The following is an 18628-nucleotide window of genomic DNA, read 5'->3' as shown; positions in this document are numbered from 1 at the left end:
TTCTTAAGAAAATTATTTATCTAATAATTCACCAGATTTTTTTGCAATACGAACTTTTTTACCATCTTCTACTTTGAAGCCTACGCGAGTAGGTTCACCTGTTTTCGGATCTAAAACCATAACGTTAGAAACGTGAATAGGTGCTTCTTTAGTAATAATTCCACCTTGTGGATTTAATTGAGATGGCTTAGAGTGTTTTTTAACGATGTTAACACCCTCAACGATAACACGGTTTTGCTTTGGGAAAGCCACAAGGATAACGCCTTGTTTTCCTTTGTCTTTTCCAGTGATTACCTGTACTTTATCACCTTTTTTTACATGCATCTTAATTCTGCACCTCCTTAGCAAGGCAATACCTTAAATTATAGAACTTCTGGAGCTAAAGAAACGATCTTCATGAAGTTGCTATCACGTAATTCACGAGCTACTGGTCCGAAGATACGAGTACCACGTGGGCTCTTATCGTCTTTGATGATAACCGCTGCGTTTTCATCAAATTTGATATAAGAACCGTCCGGACGACGAGCTCCGCTCTTCGTACGTACTACTACTGCTTTAACAACGTCACCTTTTTTAACAACGCCACCTGGTGTTGCTTGTTTTACCGTAGCAACGATAATGTCACCAATGTTAGCATATTTACGACCAGAGCCGCCTAATACTTTAATTGTTAAAAGTTCACGTGCACCAGAGTTGTCAGCAACTTTCAAACGAGATTCTTGTTGGATCATGTTATGAAACCTCCCTTCGGACTAAAAATTCCGATTCGTCTATTTAGATAATAACCGCTTCTTCAACGATTTCAACTAAACGGAAACGCTTAGTAGCAGAAAGCGGGCGAGTTTCCATGATTTTAACGATATCGCCAAGTTTCGCTTGGTTTTGCTCATCATGGGCTTTGTACTTCTTAGAATACTTAACACGTTTTCCGTACAAGGAATGAGTTTTGTAAGTTTCAACTAAAACTGTAATCGTTTTGTCCATTTTGTCAGACACAACACGACCAGTATAAACTTTGCGTTGGTTACGTTCGCTCACTATGCAAACCTCCCCTCAATTTATCGATTAATTCCGATCTCTCTTTCACGAACTACAGTTTTCATACGAGCGATTGCTTTACGCACTTCACGAATGCGAGTTGGATTCTCTAATTGTCCTGTAGCAAGTTGGAAGCGAAGATTGAACAATTCTTCCTTTAAAGCTTTAACTTTTGTTTCGATTTCGGCAGTGGTTAATTCACGAATATCATTAGTTTTCATTAGATTCACCACCATTTTCTTCACGTTTTACGAATTTACATTTCACAGGTAACTTGTGAGCTGCAAGACGTAATGCTTCGCGTGCTACCTCTTCAGATACACCCGCGATTTCGAACATAATTTTCCCAGGTTTTACTACTGCTACCCAGCCTTCTGGTGCCCCTTTACCGGAACCCATACGTACTTCTAGAGGTTTTGCAGTGTAAGGTTTAGAAGGGAAAATTTTAATCCATACTTTACCGCCACGTTTCATGTAACGAGTCATTGCACGACGAGCAGCTTCGATTTGACGGTTTGTAATCCATGAAGCAGCTTGTGCTTGTAAACCGAATTCACCGAAAGCAATTTCAGTTCCACCTTTTGCACGACCACGCATTTTACCACGATGCTCTCTACGATATTTTACGCGTTTTGGCATTAACATATTATTTTCCTCCTTCCTCAGAAGCTTTCTTTTTTGTAGGAAGGACTTCTCCACGGTAGATCCATACTTTTACGCCTAATTTACCGTATGTTGTATCAGCTTCAACTGCTGCATAGTCAATATCAGCGCGAAGTGTATGAAGTGGAACAGTTCCTTCACTGTAAGATTCTGCACGAGCGATATCAGCTCCGCCAAGACGACCAGAAACCTGTGTTTTAATACCTTTAGCACCTGCACGCATAGCACGTTGAATAACTTGCTTTTGTGCACGACGGAATGATACACGGTTTTCTAATTGACGAGCAATGTTTTCGCCTACTAATTTAGCGTTAAGATCAGCTCTCTTAACTTCTAAAATGTTGATGTGTACACGCTTGCCTGTTAATTGGTTAAGTGCTTTACGAAGTGCTTCAACTTCAGTACCACCTTTACCAATTACCATACCAGGTTTTGCAGTGTGAATTGTAACATTTACACGATTTGCTGCACGTTCGATTTCTACTTTAGCAACAGCAGAATCTTTTAAGCGTACAGTAATGTACTCACGGATTTTGATGTCTTCATGTAATAATGTAGCATAATCTTTCTCTGCGAACCAACGAGATTCCCAGTCACGGATAACGCCGACACGAAGACCAATTGGATTAACCTTTTGACCCATCGATTATCCCTCCTTCTTTTCTGATACCACAACTGTAATGTGGCTTGTGCGTTTGTTAATTTGGCTTGCACGACCCATTGCACGTGGACGGAAACGTTTCAACGTTGGACCTTCGTCAACGAAAACTTTTTCAACAACTAGGTTGTTAATGTCCATCTCATAATTGTGCTCTGCATTTGCGATTGCAGATTTTAAAACTTTCTCTACAACTGGAGAAGCAGTTTTTGGTGTGTGGTTAAGGATAGCAATCGCTTCACCCACTTGCTTACCTCGGATTAAGTCTACTACTAAACGAACTTTACGAGGAGCAATACGAACTGTTCTCGCTACTGCTTTAGCTTGCATTGAAGTGCCTCCTCTCATTATCTTCTAGTTTTCTTATCGTCAGCAAGGTGACCTTTATACGTACGAGTTGGTGCGAATTCACCTAACTTATGGCCAACCATATCCTCAGTGATGTACACAGGTACGTGTTTACGACCATCATATACAGCGATTGTGTGTCCGATGAACTGAGGGAAGATTGTTGAACGGCGAGACCAAGTTTTAACAACTTGTTTTTGCTCAGATGCAACTAATTTTTCCATTTTGCTCATTAAGTGATCATCGACAAATGGTCCTTTTTTTAAGCTACGAGCCATTTTGGTGCCTCCCTTCGTGATTGGCGTACGGTTCTAGAAATGAACCGTACTACAATCCCATTATTTTTTACGACGACGAACGATGAATTTGTCAGACGCTTTGTTTTTCTTACGAGTCTTGAATCCAAGAGTTGGTTTACCCCATGGAGACATTGGAGACTTACGTCCGATTGGAGAACGTCCTTCACCACCACCGTGTGGGTGATCAACCGGGTTCATTACAGAACCACGAACTGTTGGGCGTTTACCTAACCAGCGAGAGCGACCTGCTTTACCGATTTTGATAAGTTCGTGCTGTTCGTTACCTACTTGACCGATTGAAGCGCGACAAGCAGATAATACAAGACGTACTTCACCAGAAGTTAAACGTACAAGTACGTATTTACCTTCTTTACCAAGTACTTGAGCAGATGTACCAGCAGAACGAACTAATTGTCCGCCACGACCAGGCTTAAGCTCGATATTATGAACAACAGTACCTACTGGAATGTTGATTAATGGTAATGCGTTACCGATTTTGATGTCAGCTTCTGGGCCAGACATAACTTCCATACCTACTTCTAAAGATTTAGGAGCAAGAATGTAACGTTTTTCACCGTCAACGTAGTTAATTAATGCGATATTCGCAGAGCGGTTTGGATCGTATTCGATCGTAGCAACGCGTCCTGGAATTCCATCTTTGTTACGCTTAAAGTCGATGATACGGTATTGACGCTTATGTCCGCCACCTTGATGACGTACAGTAATTTTACCTTGGTTATTACGACCAGCCTTCTTGCTTAAAGGAGCAAGTAATGACTTTTCTGGTCTGTCAGTCGTGATTTCAGCGAAATCATTCGTAGTCATATTACGACGACCGTTAGTAGTTGGATTATACTTTTTAATTCCCATCTCAATTTCCCTCCTTCTTTAGTAAGAATTAAACGCCTTGGAAGATTTCGATTTCTTTGCTGTCAGCAGTTAGCTTAACGATTGCTTTACGACGACGGCTAGTAAAACCAGCGTGACGACCAACGCGTTTTGCTTTCGGCTTGTAGTTCATGATGTTCACTTTTTCTACTTTAACACCAAAGATCGCTTCAAGAGCATCTTTAACTTCTGTTTTATTAGATTTAACGTCCACATCGAACGTGTATTTTTTTTCAGCCATCATTTCCATAGAACGTTCAGTGATAACTGGGCGCTTAATGATATCACGAGGATCTCTCATTATGCAAGCACCTCCTCTACTTTTTCCACTGCCGCTTTTGTCATGATTAGCTTATCATGATGAAGCACGTCTAAAACGTTTACGCCATCAGCAGTGATTACTGTTACTCCAGGGATATTGCGAGCAGATAACTCTACAGATTCGTTTGCATCAGCAGTTACGATAAGAGCTTTCTTCTCAACAGTTAATCCTTTAAGTACTGCTAGCATGTCTTTTGTTTTTGGTGCATTTAACACTAGGTCTTCAAGAACTACAATGTTGTTCTCAACTACTTTAGTAGCTAATGCAGATTTGATTGCTAAACGACGAACCTTCTTAGGAAGTTTGTACGCATAGCTTCTTGGTGTAGGTCCGAATACCGTACCACCACCACGCCATTGAGGAGAGCGGATAGACCCTTGACGAGCACGTCCAGTTCCTTTTTGACGCCATGGTTTACGACCACCACCACGAACTTCAGAACGAGTTTTTACTTTGTGTGTACCTTGACGTAAAGATGCACGTTGCATCATTACAGCTTCGAAAAGTACAGCTTCATTTGGTTCGATACCGAAAATAGCTTCAGCTAATTCGATTTCACCAACCTGTGAACCAGTTTGGTTATATACAGTAACTTTTGGCATTGGAATTCCTCCTTCCTATTGTGAATTATTTGCTAACCTTCACAGCGCCTTGAACAACTACAAGAGATTTCTTAGCACCTGGAACGTTACCTTTTACTAGTAATAAGTTGCGCTCAGTGTCAACTTGAACGATTTCTAAGTTTTGGATAGTAACTTGGTCTCCACCCATACGTCCAGCAAGTTTTTTGCCTTTGAATACACGGTTCGGAGCAACTGGGCCCATTGAACCTGGACGACGGTGATAGCGAGAACCATGAGACATAGGTCCGCGAGATTGTCCGTGGCGTTTGATAACACCTTGGAAACCTTTACCTTTAGAAATTCCTGTTACGTCAACGATTTCACCTGCAGCGAAAACTTCAACTTTTACCTCTTGACCAACCTCTAATCCGTCCACGTCTGCATCGCGGATTTCGCGAATGAAGCGCTTAGGAGTTGTAGATGCTTTAGCAGTGTGGCCTTGTTCAGGTTTGTTAGTTAACTTTTCACGTTTATCTTCAAATCCTAACTGGATTGCATTGTAGCCATCAGTTTCAGTTGTTTTCTTTTGAAGAACAACGTTTGGATTAGCAGCGATAACTGTTACTGGGATTAACTCACCGTTCTCAGCAAATACTTGAGTCATACCGATCTTTCTTCCTAAGATTCCTTTGGTCATGAGTTACACCTCCTACATTTTTAAGTTATATGAATTATAGTTTGATTTCGATATCTACACCAGACGGTAAGTCTAAACGCATTAATGAATCTACTGTTTGTGGAGTAGGACTCACGATATCGATTAAACGTTTGTGTGTGCGCATTTCGAATTGCTCACGAGAATCTTTGTACTTATGAACAGCACGAAGAATTGTGTAAATAGTCTTCTCAGTTGGTAATGGGATCGGACCAGAAACTGTTGCCCCAGAACGCTTAGCTGTTTCTACAATTTTCTCAGCTGATTGATCAAGAATACGGTGATCATAAGCTTTTAAACGGATACGAATTTTTTCTTTTGCCATTATTTTCCCTCCTTCGTTCGCCTATTTCTAAAATAGACCTTCTCCATGGAAATTTCCCCACACCATGCCATGGCAAAGCGGCCGGGTGTGTCAGCAACCTTCCACTTCATCGCAGTCAAAGACCAACATTGTCTATTATACAATGTTATTCGTCTAGATGCAAGCATCTTTTTGTTTGCATCTGCTTTTCTCTACTTTTGCTATTATACATGGCACTTTAAAGAATTTCAAGTTTTCATCTACCAGAATTCATTTTACAGTTTCTGGGTTTGTTTTATTGTTTTATTACTTTTTTATATACTATAGAAGAAACTCGTCAAAATATAAAAATATAATCCATTCATTATATAAAGTAAAACTTTGATCATCGGTTTTTTTGTTCATCCCCCAATGATTATTAATTGAACCATTCAGCCTGCTCGTTAATACTTGATAAAGACAAACAAAAACCCCAAGGGAAAATCCCTTGGGGTTTTTTATATCAGTTAAGATTACTCAACGATAGTAGCAACTACGCCGTAACCTACTGTACGTCCACCTTCACGAATAGAGAATTTAGTTCCCTCTTCGATAGCGATTGGAGCGATAAGTTCGATAGTCATTTCGATGTTGTCACCAGGCATTACCATTTCAGTACCTTCTGGTAATTGGATGATACCAGTTACGTCAGTTGTACGGAAGTAGAACTGAGGACGGTAGTTAGCGAAGAATGGAGTGTGACGTCCACCTTCTTCTTTAGATAATACGAAAACTTCAGCTTTGAATTTAGCGTGAGCTTTTACAGAGCCAGTTTTAGCAAGAACTTGTCCACGTTGGATGTCTTCACGAGCAACCCCACGAAGTAAAGCACCGATGTTGTCTCCAGCTTGAGCTTGGTCAAGAAGTTTACGGAACATCTCTACACCAGTTACAGTTGTAGAAGCATTTTCTTCAGCAAGACCGATGATTTCTACTACGTCACCAACTTTAACGATTCCGCGCTCTACACGACCAGTTGCAACTGTACCACGACCTGTGATAGAGAATACATCCTCGATAGGCATTAAGAATGGTTTGTCAGTTTCACGTTCTGGAGTTGGGATGTAAGCATCAACTTCAGTCATTAATTCAATGATTTTTGCTTCCCAATCAGCTTCTCCTTGAAGAGCTTTAAGAGCAGAACCTTTGATTACAGGAATGTCGTCGCCTGGGAATCCGTATTCAGATAATAGGTCGCGAACTTCCATTTCTACTAATTCTAATAATTCTTCGTCGTCTACCATGTCGCATTTGTTTAAGAATACAACGATGTAAGGAACACCTACTTGACGAGAAAGAAGGATGTGCTCACGTGTTTGAGGCATTGGGCCATCAGCAGCAGATACTACTAAGATACCGCCGTCCATTTGAGCAGCACCAGTGATCATGTTTTTAACATAGTCAGCGTGACCTGGGCAGTCAACGTGTGCATAGTGACGAGTTTCAGTTTCGTACTCAACGTGTGCAGTTGAGATTGTGATTCCGCGCTCTCTTTCTTCTGGAGCAGCGTCGATTTGATCGTATCCGCGTGCTTCAGCACCACCAGCTTTTGCAAGAACTGTAGTGATCGCAGCAGTTAATGTAGTTTTACCATGGTCAACGTGGCCGATTGTACCGATGTTAACATGGGGTTTAGAACGTTCGAATTTAGCTTTAGCCATTCTAAATTCCTCCTTAGTTTATATAGGTTATTTTATATTTAGACTAGAAAGTGAAACTTACGTCCCACTTTCTAAGCTTACATAAGTAGTTATACTTGAACAATCGATAAAAATCAATTATTCACCTTTATTTTTTTTAATAATTTCTTCAGAAACAGACTTCGGTACTTCTTCATAATGATCAAATGTCATTGAGAATGTTCCGCGTCCTTGAGTGTTAGAACGTAATGCTGTTGCATAACCGAACATTTCAGAAAGTGGAACCATAGCGCGAACAACTTGTGCGTTACCGCGAGCTTCCATACCTTCTACACGTCCACGACGAGATGTTACGTCGCCCATAATATCACCCATGTACTCTTCAGGAATTACAACTTCAACTTTCATCATTGGCTCAAGAATTACTGGGCTACATTTAGAAACCGCAGCTTTAAGTGCCATAGATGCAGCGATTTTGAACGCCATCTCAGATGAATCGACATCATGGTAAGAACCGTCAACTAACGCAGCTTTAATGTCAACTAGTGGATAACCAGCTAGTACACCATTTTTAAGTGAGTCTTCAAGACCCGCTCCAACAGCTGGGATGTATTCACGTGGAACTACACCACCGACGATTTTGTTTTGGAATTCAAAACCTTTACCTTCTTCATTAGGTTCAAACTCAATCCAAACGTGACCGAATTGTCCACGACCACCAGATTGACGAGCGAACTTACCTTCAACTTTCGCAGCAGCGCGGAAAGTCTCACGGTATGCTACCTGAGGAGCACCAACGTTTGCTTCCACTTTGAATTCACGACGCATACGGTCAACGATGATATCAAGGTGAAGTTCACCCATACCAGCGATGATTGTTTGGCCAGTTTCTTGGTCAGTGTGAGCACGGAATGTTGGATCTTCTTCAGAAAGCTTAGATAATGCTGTACCCATTTTATCTTGGTCAGCTTTAGATTTTGGTTCGATAGCTACAGAGATAACTGGCTCTGGGAATTCCATAGACTCAAGGATAACAAGACTCTTCTCATCACAAAGAGTATCACCAGTAGTAGTATCTTTTAAACCTACAGCAGCAGCGATATCACCAGCGTAAACTGTTGAAATCTCTTCACGGCTGTTAGCGTGCATTTGTAGGATACGACCTACACGCTCACGCTTACCTTTAGTTGAGTTTTTCACGTATGATCCAGAGTTTAACACACCAGAATACACACGGAAGAACGTTAACTTACCAACATAAGGGTCAGTCATGATTTTGAATGCTAAAGCTGCGAATGGTTCTTCATCGCTAGACTTACGTTCGATTTCTTCATCTGTATCCGGAAGAGTACCTTTAATAGCTGGTACATCTAATGGAGATGGTAGGTAATCGATAACTGCGTCTAACAGAATTTGAACACCTTTATTTTTGAATGCAGAACCACAGATTACTGGGAAGAATTCTACAGAAGTTGTAGCCTTACGGATACCAGCTTTAAGCTCTTCTACAGTGATTTCTTCACCTTCTAGGTACTTCATCATCATTTCTTCATCAAGCTCAGCTACCGCTTCAATAAGTTTTCCACGGTATTCTGCAGCTAATTCTTTGTGCTCTTCAGGAATTTCAACACGCTCGATGTCTGTTCCTAAATCGTTTCCGTACATGTAAGCACATTCTTCAACAAGGTCAATGATACCATTGAACTCATCTTCAGCACCGATTGGTAACTGAATTGGGTGTGCGTTTGCTTGTAAACGATCGTGGATTGTTCCTACAGAGTATAAGAAATCTGCACCAATCTTATCCATTTTGTTAACGAATACGATACGAGGTACACCGTAAGTAGTAGCCTGACGCCAAACAGTTTCTGTTTGTGGTTCTACACCAGATTGTGCATCAAGTACTGCTACCGCACCATCAAGTACGCGTAAAGAACGTTCTACTTCTACTGTGAAGTCTACGTGTCCTGGAGTGTCAATGATGTTTACACGGTGACCTTTCCATTGAGCTGTAGTTGCAGCAGAAGTAATTGTGATACCACGCTCTTGCTCTTGCTCCATCCAGTCCATCTGAGATGCACCTTCATGAGTTTCACCGATTTTATGAATACGTCCTGTGTAATACAGAATACGCTCAGTTGCTGTTGTTTTACCAGCATCGATGTGAGCCATGATACCAATATTACGAGTGTTTTCTAAAGAGAACTCTCTTGTCATTTGGTGTCTTGCTCCTTCCATATATGGATTGGATTTTTTTATTTTAAGTAGCAAAAAAGCCACTTTATATTGTTACACATGTCAGTATGTCCAGTACCCTCATTATGTAAAACGAGCGCCCAACGAAAGGGAGAGGCATTCTCCCTCTCCACACTTCCATAAGCGACAAATAAAGCGGTTTATGCTTACATTTATTTTACGTTGAATCCTACCAACGGTAATGAGCAAATGCTTTGTTAGCTTCTGCCATTTTATGAGTGTCTTCACGTTTCTTAACAGATGCACCAGCGTTGTTAGCTGCATCTAAGATTTCGTAAGCTAGACGCTCTTCCATAGTTTTTTCACCACGAAGACGAGCATAGTTTACTAACCAGCGAAGACCTAAAGTTGTACGGCGTTCTGGACGAACCTCAACTGGAACTTGGTAGTTAGCACCACCAACACGACGAGCACGTACTTCAAGAACAGGCATGATGTTCTTAAGAGCTTGCTCGAATACTTCCATAGGGTCTTTCTCTGAACGTTCACGAACGATATCGAAAGCGTTATAAAGAATTGTTTGAGATTTACCTTTTTTACCGTCAACCATCATTTTGTTGATAAGGCGTGTTACTAGCTTAGAATTGTACATTGGATCTGGTAACACGTCACGTTTCGCAACAGGTCCTTTACGAGGCATATTGAGTTCCTCCTTTCATTTTAAAGTTATTATTTTTTAGCAGGTTTTGGTCGCTTAGTACCATATTTAGAACGTCCTTGCATACGTTTGTCAACACCAGCTGTGTCAAGCGCACCACGAACGATGTGGTAACGTACTCCCGGTAAATCCTTTACACGACCACCGCGAATTAATACTACGCTATGCTCTTGTAGGTTATGACCGATACCTGGGATGTAAGCTGTAACCTCGATACCGTTTGTTAAACGTACACGAGCGTATTTACGTAACGCTGAGTTAGGTTTCTTTGGAGTCATTGTACCAACACGAGTACATACACCACGTTTTTGAGGTGCAGAGATATCAGTTGATTTTTTCTTTAAAGAGTTGAACCCTTTGTTTAACGCAGGTGATTTAGATTTCCATACTTTATCAGTACGACCATTTCTCACTAATTGGTTAATAGTAGGCATTTGATTATCCTCCCTTCGCATGTTTGTATGACCACATATCCAGGTGGTTCATTATTAGTTGAAAACAAAGTTTTTGCAAGGGAGAGCAAATGCTCTCTCCTCACAAAAACAGTTTTAACTTATTATTCCTATTGCTGAAGCTCCTACTTGAATCCCCGAAACTTTTCCAAGCTTACGAACTGATTCAACTTTTGTTATGGGTACGTTATGTTGCAAGGCAGTACAAATGATTGTATGGGTTAACCGCATATCAGCATCTTCTGCAATAACAACTTCTTTAACTATACCATTTTTGATTGCCTCCAATGTACGTTTATGACCAACGACTACATTTTCAGCATTTGATACTTTTTGATAAGACATATAAATATCCTCCAAAGCATCGTTCAGGAGCAACCTTGATTATAGTAACATTTTGACTCATACAATGTCAACTAGGATTAACTGTTTTTATACAAAATTTACGACGGAAAATTTTACTGTTCCACATAAACTTCATCGTTTTCTACATTCATGTCACCTTGTGTTGTTTTTACAAGATCCACTTTGCGATAACGATTCATACCTGTTCCAGCAGGAACAAGCTTACCGATAATAACATTTTCTTTCAATCCTAGAAGTTCATCGCGTTTACCCTTAATCGCTGCATCAGTTAAGACACGTGTCGTTTCTTGGAACGATGCTGCAGATAAGAATGAATCAGTTTCAAGTGAAGCTTTTGTAATACCAAGTAGAACAGGTCTAGCCGTTGCTGGTTGTTTACCTTTCAGTAACACCTTCGCATTCGCATCAGTAAACTGATGGATATCTAGTAATGTTCCTGGTAATACATCTGTTTCACCCGCATCACTTACACGAACTTTACGTAACATTTGACGTACCATTACTTCTACGTGTTTGTCACCAATTTCTACCCCTTGCATACGGTATACTTTTTGAACTTCACGTAATAAGTATTCTTGAACTGCCGTAATGTCCGTTACTTTTAGTAATTCTTTCGGATCAATAGAACCTTCTGTTAACTCTTTACCGTGGCTAATTGGCTGTCCTAAAGTTACTTTCAGACGCGCACCGTAAGGAATAGCATACGTACGAGCTTCAACTTCACCCTGTACAACTACTTCTTGACGATCTTTAACATCGTTGATCGCTGCGATAACACCATCGATTTCACTGATAACTGCCTGACCTTTCGGGTTACGAGCTTCGAAGATCTCTTGGATACGAGGTAAACCTTGAGTGATATCATCTCCGGCAACCCCACCTGTATGGAACGTACGCATCGTTAACTGTGTACCTGGCTCACCGATAGATTGAGCTGCGATAATACCTACCGCTTCTCCTACTTCTACGTCTGTACCAGTTGCTAAGTTACGACCGTAACACTTCTTACATACACCGTGGCGAGTGTTACACGTGAACGCTGAACGAATGTTTACAGTTTCAACACCCGAATTTTCAACGATATGAGCGATATCTTCAGTAATTAGTTGGTTTTCACTAACTAATACTTCACCTGTTTCAGGATGTTTTACAGTTTTTCTTGCAAAACGTCCAACAAGACGATCATATAATGACTCAATTACTTCATTACCCTCTTTAATCGCACCAATTAATAGACCACGATCTGTTCCACAATCATCTTCACGGACAATTACATCTTGTGCAACGTCTACAAGACGACGTGTTAAGTAACCAGAATCGGCAGTTTTAAGTGCTGTATCGGCAAGACCTTTACGCGCACCATGCGTAGAGATGAAGTACTCAAGTACTGTTAAACCTTCACGGAAACTTGATTTAATTGGAAGTTCGATAATACGACCAGATGGATTGGCCATCAGACCACGCATACCAGCAAGCTGAGTAAAGTTCGATGCGTTACCACGGGCACCGGAATCACTCATCATGAAGATTGGATTGCGTTTATTCAAGGATTTCATCAGTTTTCCTTGGATAACATCTTTTGCATTACTCCAAATAGAGATAACGCGATCGTAACGTTCTTCTTCCGTGATTAAACCGCGACGGAATTGTTTAATTACATTATCTACTTTTGCTTGTGCTTCATGGAGAATTTCATCTTTTTCACCTAATACAAGAATGTCAGATACCCCAACTGTAATACCAGCTTTTGTAGAGTACTTAAATCCTAAGTTTTTCATGCGGTCAAGCATGCGAGATGTTTCCGTAATTTGGAAACGTTTAAATACTTCCGCAATGATGTTACCAAGGATCTTCTTGCTAAATGGCGCCACTTCTTCGCGACTAGCAATAATTTCTTTAATGTTCGCACCTTTTTCAACGAAATACTCCGCTGGTGTTTCTTTTTCAAGGTTTGAGTTTGTCGGTTCATTAATATAAGGGAACGACTCTGGTAAGATTTCGTTAAATATTAATTTACCAACTGTTGTTAATAGAAGCTTACCTTTTTGCTCTTCAGTAAATGTTACGTTATTCACTGAACTTGCAGCAACTGCAACACGTGTGTGCAGATGTACATATCCATTTTGGTATGCAAGTATTGCTTCGTTTGCATCTTTGAAGACCATACCTTCACCGATTGCGCCTTCACGCTCAAGTGTTAAGTAGTAGTTACCTAATACCATATCCTGAGATGGAGTAACAACTGGTTTTCCGTCTTTTGGATTCAAGATGTTTTGTGCCGCTAACATAAGAATACGAGCTTCTGCTTGTGCCTCTGATGATAACGGTACGTGAACCGCCATTTGGTCACCGTCAAAGTCCGCGTTGTATGCAGTACATACAAGTGGGTGAAGACGAATTGCGCGACCTTCTACTAATGTAGGTTCAAACGCCTGGATACCAAGACGGTGAAGTGTTGGTGCGCGGTTTAGAAGTACTGGATGCTCTTTGATCACAGATTCTAAAACGTCCCAAACTTCAGGTTGTACACGCTCGATTTTACGTTTAGCACTCTTAATGTTGTGTGCTAAACCTTTTCCAACTAACTCTTTCATAACGAAAGGCTTAAACAATTCCAGCGCCATTTCTTTCGGTAATCCACATTGGTACATCTTTAAGTTCGGTCCTACAACGATTACAGAACGGCCAGAGTAGTCAACACGTTTACCTAATAGGTTTTGGCGGAAACGTCCTTGTTTACCTTTAAGCATGTGAGATAGTGATTTTAATGGACGGTTACCTGGTCCAGTAACTGGACGGCCACGGCGACCATTATCGATTAATGCGTCTACAGCTTCTTGTAACATACGTTTTTCGTTTTGAACGATGATGCTTGGTGCACCTAAGTCCAATAGACGTTTTAAACGATTATTACGGTTAATTACACGACGGTATAAGTCGTTTAAGTCAGAAGTAGCAAAACGTCCACCATCCAACTGTACCATTGGGCGTAGTTCTGGTGGGATAACTGGAAGAACATCTAGGATCATCCAAGATGGGTGATTTCCAGAGTTACGGAATGCTTCTAATACTTCTAGACGTTTAATAGCACGAGTACGGCGTTGTCCTTGCGCTGTTTTTAATTCTTCTTTTAAGAAGTCTACTTCTTTATCTAAATCAATGTCTTGTAGTAGCTTTTTAATCGCTTCTGCACCCATAGCAGCTTGGAATGTGCTACCATATCGATCACGATATGCACGGTATTCTTTTTCAGAAAGTAATTGCTTCTTATCAAGTGGTGTATCTCCACTTTCTGTTACAACATAAGAAGCGAAATAAATTACTTCTTCAAGCGCGCGAGGGGACATGTCTAAGACAAGTCCCATGCGGCTCGGGATACCTTTGAAATACCAAATATGAGATACAGGAGCAGCTAATTCGATATGACCCATACGTTCACGACGAACTTTTGCACGCGTTACTTCAACGCCACATCGATCACAAACTACACCTTTATAACGTACACGTTTGTATTTTCCGCAATGACATTCCCAGTCCTTTTGTGGTCCGAAAATACGCTCACAGAACAAGCCATCTTTCTCAGGCTTTAACGTACGATAGTTAATTGTTTCTGGTTTCTTAACTTCACCGTATGACCAAGAACGAATCTTGTCAGGTGAAGCAAGTCCAATCTTCATATATTCAAAGTTATTTACATCTATCAAGGGGCCTACCTCCCTTTTAGTCTACAGGTTATCCCAATTATTCCTTAGTTGTCTCAACTTCGACATTCAATTTATCTGCTGATTGATGATCGTCGTCATCTTCTGTATCACGCATTTCGATTTCTTTATCGTCGCTAGACATCATTTTAACGTCCATACCTAAACTTTGCAGCTCTTTAATCAATACTTTGAATGATTCAGGAACGCCTGGTTCTGGAACATTTTCGCCTTTAACAATTGCTTCATACGTCTTAACACGTCCAACAACATCATCAGACTTCACTGTTAAGATTTCTTGAAGAGTATAAGCAGCACCGTAAGCTTCAAGTGCCCAAACCTCCATCTCACCGAAACGCTGTCCACCGAACTGAGCTTTACCTCCAAGAGGCTGCTGCGTTACAAGTGAGTATGGTCCAGTAGAACGAGCATGAAGTTTATCGTCAACCATGTGCGCAAGTTTGATCATATACATGACACCAACAGATACGCGGTTATCGAATGGTTCACCAGTACGTCCGTCATACAGGATTGTTTTCGCGTCATTTGCCATACCAGCTTCTTCAATCGTGCCCCAAACATCTTCCTCACGAGCACCATCGAATACTGGTGTTGCAATGTGAATACCAAGGTATCTTGCTGCCATACCAAGATGAAGCTCTAATACCTGACCGATATTCATACGAGATGGTACCCCTAATGGGTTTAACATGATATCGATTGGCGTACCGTCTGGTAAGTAAGGCATATCTTCTTCTGGTAAAATACGAGAGATAACACCTTTGTTACCGTGACGTCCGGCCATCTTGTCACCTTCAGAGATTTTACGTTTTTGAACGATATATGCACGTACAAGTTGATTCACGCCTGGTGGCAATTCATCGCCATCTTCACGGTTGAATACTTTTACGTCTAAGATAATACCGCCACCACCGTGTGGTACACGTAGTGATGTATCACGTACTTCACGTGCTTTTTCTCCAAAGATAGCATGTAATAGACGTTCTTCAGCTGTTAATTCTGTTACACCTTTAGGTGTTACTTTACCAACAAGTAAATCTCCATCTTTTACTTCCGCACCAACGCGAATGATACCGCGCTCGTCAAGGTTGCGTAATGCATCTTCCCCAACGTTTGGAATGTCACGTGTAATTTCTTCTGGTCCAAGCTTCGTATCACGAGCTTCTGACTCATATTCTTCAATATGAATAGAAGTGTACACATCGTCTTTTACAAGGCGCTCACTCATAATGATCGCATCCTCGTAGTTATAACCGTCCCAAGTCATGAAGCCAACTAGCACGTTACGTCCAAGTGCTAGTTCACCTAATTCCATAGAAGGACCATCCGCAAGAATCTCACCTTTTACAACTTCATTTCCAACACTTACGATTGGACGTTGGTTGTAGCAAGTTCCTTGGTTAGAACGAATGAATTTTTGCATTTTATAGCGATCTAAGTCGCCTTTTACTGTTTGACCGTCAACTTCTACATAGCGACGTACCCAAACTTCACGTGCTTCTACGCGTTCAACAACACCAGGATGTTTACAGATTACTGCAGCACCTGAGTCTTTTGCTGATACGTACTCCATACCTGTACCTACAATCGGAGATTCCGGATTCATTAACGGAACCGCCTGACGTTGCATGTTCGCTCCCATAAGTGCGCGGTTAGAGTCATCGTTTTCTAAGAACGGAATACAAGCTGTCGCTGCCGACACTACTTGTTTTGGAGATACATCCATGTAGTCGATGCGTTCTTTATTTGTGACAATGTTTTCACCACGGAAACGAGCTACGATATCTTCGCTAAGGAATTCTCCTTCTTCAGATAATTTCATATTCGCTTGGGCTACAACATAATTATCTTCTTCATCTGCCGTTAAGTAATCAACCTGCCCTGTTACAAGACCAGATTCTGGATCAACACGACGGTATGGTGTTTCAATGAAACCAAACTCATTTACTTTCGCGAACGATGATAATGAGTTAATCAAACCGATGTTTGGTCCCTCTGGTGTTTCAATCGGACACATACGACCATAGTGAGAGTAGTGAACGTCACGCACTTCAAAGCCTGCGCGCTCACGCGTTAAACCACCGGGTCCTAATGCAGATAGTCTTCGTTTGTGAGTTAACTCTGCTAATGGGTTTGTTTGATCCATGAACTGAGATAACTGAGAACTTCCGAAGAACTCTTTAATAGATGCAATAACCGGGCGAATGTTAATTAACGCTTGTGGTGTAATTGCATTTGTATCTTGAATCGACATTCTCTCACGAACAACACGTTCCATACGAGAAAGACCGATACGGAATTGATTTTGTAATAGTTCTCCAACAGAACGCAGACGACGGTTTCCTAAATGGTCGATATCATCTGTATCCCCCACTTTGTATAGTAGGTTGAAGAAGTAACTGATAGAAGCAAGGATATCACCTGGTGTGATGTGTTTTACATCACGAGTAATATTTGCATTACCAATTACATTAATTACGCGTTCGCCTTCTGACTCAGGAGCATAAATCTTAATAGATTGCAGCTCAACATCGCCTTCTACCACTCCACCCATTGGTTTCGCTGTTTTGAATCCAATGTTTTTCTCTAAGTAAGGTAAAATGCGATCAAGTGTACGACGATCTAAGATTGTTCCTTCCGCCGCTAAAATTTCACCAGTTTCTGGATCCACTAATGTTTCAGCTAAACGTTGATTAAACAATCTGTTTTTAATGTGTAACTTCTTGTTGATCTTATAGCGACCTACATTTGCTAAATCGTAGCGCTTTGGATCGAAGAAACGAGACACAAGTAAGCTCTTAGCATTTTCTACTGTTGGTGGTTCACCAGGACGTAGACGCTCATAAATTTCAAGCAATGCTTTTTCTGTGCTATCTGTGTTGTCTTTTTCTAATGTGTTGCTTAAGTATTCGTTATCACCTAAAAGCTCGGTGATTTCTTGATCAGAGCCAAACCCTAATGCGCGTAACAAAACAGTTACAGGAAGTTTACGCGTACGGTCAATACGCACATATACAACATCCTTAGCATCTGTCTCATACTCTAACCAAGCTCCGCGGTTTGGAATTACAGTAGCAGTAAAACCACGTTTTCCGTTTTTATCCACTTTGCCACTATAGTATACGCTTGGAGAGCGAACTAACTGGGAAACGATAACACGTTCTGCACCGTTAATTACGAATGTTCCAGTCTCTGTCATGAGTGGGAAATCTCCCATGAACACATCTTGTTCTTTTACTTCACCAGTTTCCTTGTTGATTAGACGCACTTTTACACGAAGTGGTGCTGCATACGTCACATCACGCTCTTTGCATTCGTCTACAGAGTATTTAGGTTCACCTAAGCTGTAGTCGATAAATTCAAGCGATAGATTTCCCGTAAAGTCTTCGATCGGAGAAATGTCTTGGAACATTTCTCGCAAACCCTCATCAAGAAACCACTGATAAGAAGAGGTTTGAATTTCGATAAGATTTGGTAACTCTAATACTTCACTAATACGGGCATAACTTCTTCGTTGGCGGTGGCGTCCGTATTGAACTAGTTGACCTGTCAACTGCTTCACCCCTCAAATCATGAGTATTATAAATGCACAAAAAAATTTGTGCAAAATCACAAATAAATACAACTACTGCTATTAGCGTAGTTTTTTTCTCTTAAAGATAAATACGTTGAGTCTTTCTACCTGCTCAAAAAAGAA

General features: G+C 40.9%; 20 protein-coding genes. All 20 read right to left on the bottom strand.

The features are described 5' to 3' along the window. Nucleotides 1-12 precede the first annotated feature (12 nt). Nucleotides 13-324: a 50S ribosomal protein L24 gene (gene rplX, locus KVT31_RS27115; RefSeq protein ID WP_000558201.1), complete on the bottom strand. Its 312-nt coding sequence runs from the start codon at nucleotides 322-324 to the stop codon at nucleotides 13-15. 38 nt (nucleotides 325-362) lie between these two features. Further along, nucleotides 363-731 carry a 50S ribosomal protein L14 gene (gene rplN / locus KVT31_RS27110; protein ID WP_000615912.1) on the bottom strand — a complete coding sequence of 123 codons (369 nt, stop codon included), beginning with the start codon at nucleotides 729-731 and terminating at the stop codon, nucleotides 363-365. 43 nt (nucleotides 732-774) lie between these two features. Next, nucleotides 775-1038 (bottom strand): 30S ribosomal protein S17, encoded by a 264-nt coding sequence (rpsQ, locus tag KVT31_RS27105; protein ID WP_000004106.1) that lies wholly within the window; start codon nucleotides 1036-1038, stop codon nucleotides 775-777. 20 nt (nucleotides 1039-1058) lie between these two features. Beyond that, the gene (gene rpmC, locus KVT31_RS27100; RefSeq protein WP_000855718.1) at nucleotides 1059-1259 is read right to left on the bottom strand and encodes a 50S ribosomal protein L29; all 201 of its coding nucleotides are present in this window, start codon (nucleotides 1257-1259) and stop codon (nucleotides 1059-1061) included. Beyond that, on the bottom strand, nucleotides 1249-1683 hold the full coding sequence (rplP, locus tag KVT31_RS27095) for a 50S ribosomal protein L16 (RefSeq protein ID WP_000928969.1): 435 nt from the start codon (nucleotides 1681-1683) through the stop codon (nucleotides 1249-1251). Before rplP ends, rpmC begins: the two co-directional genes overlap by 11 nt. 1 nt (nucleotide 1684) lies before the next feature. Beyond that, the gene (rpsC, locus tag KVT31_RS27090) at nucleotides 1685-2344 is read right to left on the bottom strand and encodes a 30S ribosomal protein S3 (RefSeq protein ID WP_000529958.1); all 660 of its coding nucleotides are present in this window, start codon (nucleotides 2342-2344) and stop codon (nucleotides 1685-1687) included. A gap of 3 nt (nucleotides 2345-2347) precedes the next feature. Next, the gene (gene rplV / locus KVT31_RS27085) at nucleotides 2348-2689 is read right to left on the bottom strand and encodes a 50S ribosomal protein L22 (protein ID WP_001148024.1); all 342 of its coding nucleotides are present in this window, start codon (nucleotides 2687-2689) and stop codon (nucleotides 2348-2350) included. Nucleotides 2690-2706: 17 nt separating this feature from the next. Next, nucleotides 2707-2985 carry a 30S ribosomal protein S19 gene (gene rpsS, locus KVT31_RS27080; RefSeq protein WP_000124454.1) on the bottom strand — a complete coding sequence of 93 codons (279 nt, stop codon included), beginning with the start codon at nucleotides 2983-2985 and terminating at the stop codon, nucleotides 2707-2709. 60 nt (nucleotides 2986-3045) lie between these two features. Continuing rightward, nucleotides 3046-3876: a 50S ribosomal protein L2 gene (gene rplB / locus KVT31_RS27075; RefSeq protein WP_000511583.1), complete on the bottom strand. Its 831-nt coding sequence runs from the start codon at nucleotides 3874-3876 to the stop codon at nucleotides 3046-3048. A gap of 28 nt (nucleotides 3877-3904) precedes the next feature. Further along, nucleotides 3905-4195 carry a 50S ribosomal protein L23 gene (gene rplW / locus KVT31_RS27070; protein ID WP_001205558.1) on the bottom strand — a complete coding sequence of 97 codons (291 nt, stop codon included), beginning with the start codon at nucleotides 4193-4195 and terminating at the stop codon, nucleotides 3905-3907. Continuing rightward, nucleotides 4195-4818 carry a 50S ribosomal protein L4 gene (rplD, locus tag KVT31_RS27065; protein ID WP_001127258.1) on the bottom strand — a complete coding sequence of 208 codons (624 nt, stop codon included), beginning with the start codon at nucleotides 4816-4818 and terminating at the stop codon, nucleotides 4195-4197. The genes rplW and rplD overlap by 1 nt, the downstream gene beginning before the upstream one ends. 25 nt (nucleotides 4819-4843) lie before the next feature. Beyond that, nucleotides 4844-5476 (bottom strand): 50S ribosomal protein L3, encoded by a 633-nt coding sequence (gene rplC, locus KVT31_RS27060; protein ID WP_000160209.1) that lies wholly within the window; start codon nucleotides 5474-5476, stop codon nucleotides 4844-4846. A gap of 34 nt (nucleotides 5477-5510) precedes the next feature. After that, entirely contained in the window at nucleotides 5511-5819 is a 309-nt protein-coding gene (rpsJ, locus tag KVT31_RS27055) for a 30S ribosomal protein S10 (protein ID WP_001040595.1), read from the bottom strand. 491 nt (nucleotides 5820-6310) lie between these two features. Continuing rightward, nucleotides 6311-7498, bottom strand: coding sequence for an elongation factor Tu (gene tuf / locus KVT31_RS27050; RefSeq protein ID WP_001029617.1), 1188 nt, complete (start codon nucleotides 7496-7498; stop codon nucleotides 6311-6313). Nucleotides 7499-7615: 117 nt separating this feature from the next. Then, a complete protein-coding gene (gene fusA, locus KVT31_RS27045) occupies nucleotides 7616-9694 on the bottom strand; it encodes an elongation factor G (RefSeq protein WP_000196381.1) in 2079 nt (692 codons plus the stop codon). Nucleotides 9695-9902: 208 nt separating this feature from the next. Next, entirely contained in the window at nucleotides 9903-10373 is a 471-nt protein-coding gene (gene rpsG / locus KVT31_RS27040) for a 30S ribosomal protein S7 (RefSeq protein ID WP_088094808.1), read from the bottom strand. 29 nt (nucleotides 10374-10402) lie between these two features. Further along, the gene (rpsL, locus tag KVT31_RS27035; protein ID WP_001142341.1) at nucleotides 10403-10825 is read right to left on the bottom strand and encodes a 30S ribosomal protein S12; all 423 of its coding nucleotides are present in this window, start codon (nucleotides 10823-10825) and stop codon (nucleotides 10403-10405) included. A 114-nt stretch (nucleotides 10826-10939) separates the two neighbouring features. Beyond that, entirely contained in the window at nucleotides 10940-11188 is a 249-nt protein-coding gene (locus tag KVT31_RS27030; protein ID WP_088094807.1) for a ribosomal L7Ae/L30e/S12e/Gadd45 family protein, read from the bottom strand. Between the two features lie 113 nt (nucleotides 11189-11301). Then, nucleotides 11302-14913 (bottom strand): DNA-directed RNA polymerase subunit beta', encoded by a 3612-nt coding sequence (gene rpoC / locus KVT31_RS27025; RefSeq protein ID WP_000567948.1) that lies wholly within the window; start codon nucleotides 14911-14913, stop codon nucleotides 11302-11304. A gap of 37 nt (nucleotides 14914-14950) precedes the next feature. Continuing rightward, the gene (gene rpoB / locus KVT31_RS27020; protein ID WP_000147550.1) at nucleotides 14951-18484 is read right to left on the bottom strand and encodes a DNA-directed RNA polymerase subunit beta; all 3534 of its coding nucleotides are present in this window, start codon (nucleotides 18482-18484) and stop codon (nucleotides 14951-14953) included. Between the last annotated feature and the right edge of the window lie 144 nt (nucleotides 18485-18628).

The sequence above is a fragment of the Bacillus sp. GbtcB14 genome (assembly GCF_019091205.1).
Lineage (GTDB): Bacteria > Bacillota > Bacilli > Bacillales > Bacillaceae_G > Bacillus_A > Bacillus_A cereus_AG.
The sequence above is the reverse complement of the archived record's forward strand: the minus strand, read 5'-3'. Positions and strand labels throughout refer to the sequence as shown.

What these genes read in the sequence shown, in the direction of transcription:
- rplX (WP_000558201.1), bottom strand. Translation starts at nt 324, where the DNA reads ATGCATGTAAAAAAAGGTGATAAAGTACAGGTAATCACTGGAAAAGAC.
- rplN (WP_000615912.1), bottom strand. Translation starts at nt 731, where the DNA reads ATGATCCAACAAGAATCTCGTTTGAAAGTTGCTGACAACTCTGGTGCA.
- rpmC (WP_000855718.1), bottom strand. Translation starts at nt 1,259, where the DNA reads ATGAAAACTAATGATATTCGTGAATTAACCACTGCCGAAATCGAAACA.
- rplP (WP_000928969.1), bottom strand. Translation starts at nt 1,683, where the DNA reads ATGTTAATGCCAAAACGCGTAAAATATCGTAGAGAGCATCGTGGTAAA.
- rpsC (WP_000529958.1), bottom strand. Translation starts at nt 2,344, where the DNA reads ATGGGTCAAAAGGTTAATCCAATTGGTCTTCGTGTCGGCGTTATCCGT.
- rplV (WP_001148024.1), bottom strand. Translation starts at nt 2,689, where the DNA reads ATGCAAGCTAAAGCAGTAGCGAGAACAGTTCGTATTGCTCCTCGTAAA.
- rpsS (WP_000124454.1), bottom strand. Translation starts at nt 2,985, where the DNA reads ATGGCTCGTAGCTTAAAAAAAGGACCATTTGTCGATGATCACTTAATG.
- rplB (WP_000511583.1), bottom strand. Translation starts at nt 3,876, where the DNA reads ATGGGAATTAAAAAGTATAATCCAACTACTAACGGTCGTCGTAATATG.
- rplW (WP_001205558.1), bottom strand. Translation starts at nt 4,195, where the DNA reads ATGAGAGATCCTCGTGATATCATTAAGCGCCCAGTTATCACTGAACGT.
- rplD (WP_001127258.1), bottom strand. Translation starts at nt 4,818, where the DNA reads ATGCCAAAAGTTACTGTATATAACCAAACTGGTTCACAGGTTGGTGAA.
- rplC (WP_000160209.1), bottom strand. Translation starts at nt 5,476, where the DNA reads ATGACCAAAGGAATCTTAGGAAGAAAGATCGGTATGACTCAAGTATTT.
- rpsJ (WP_001040595.1), bottom strand. Translation starts at nt 5,819, where the DNA reads ATGGCAAAAGAAAAAATTCGTATCCGTTTAAAAGCTTATGATCACCGT.
- tuf (WP_001029617.1), bottom strand. Translation starts at nt 7,498, where the DNA reads ATGGCTAAAGCTAAATTCGAACGTTCTAAACCCCATGTTAACATCGGT.
- fusA (WP_000196381.1), bottom strand. Translation starts at nt 9,694, where the DNA reads ATGACAAGAGAGTTCTCTTTAGAAAACACTCGTAATATTGGTATCATG.
- rpsG (WP_088094808.1), bottom strand. Translation starts at nt 10,373, where the DNA reads ATGCCTCGTAAAGGACCTGTTGCGAAACGTGACGTGTTACCAGATCCA.
- rpsL (WP_001142341.1), bottom strand. Translation starts at nt 10,825, where the DNA reads ATGCCTACTATTAACCAATTAGTGAGAAATGGTCGTACTGATAAAGTA.
- KVT31_RS27030 (WP_088094807.1), bottom strand. Translation starts at nt 11,188, where the DNA reads ATGTCTTATCAAAAAGTATCAAATGCTGAAAATGTAGTCGTTGGTCAT.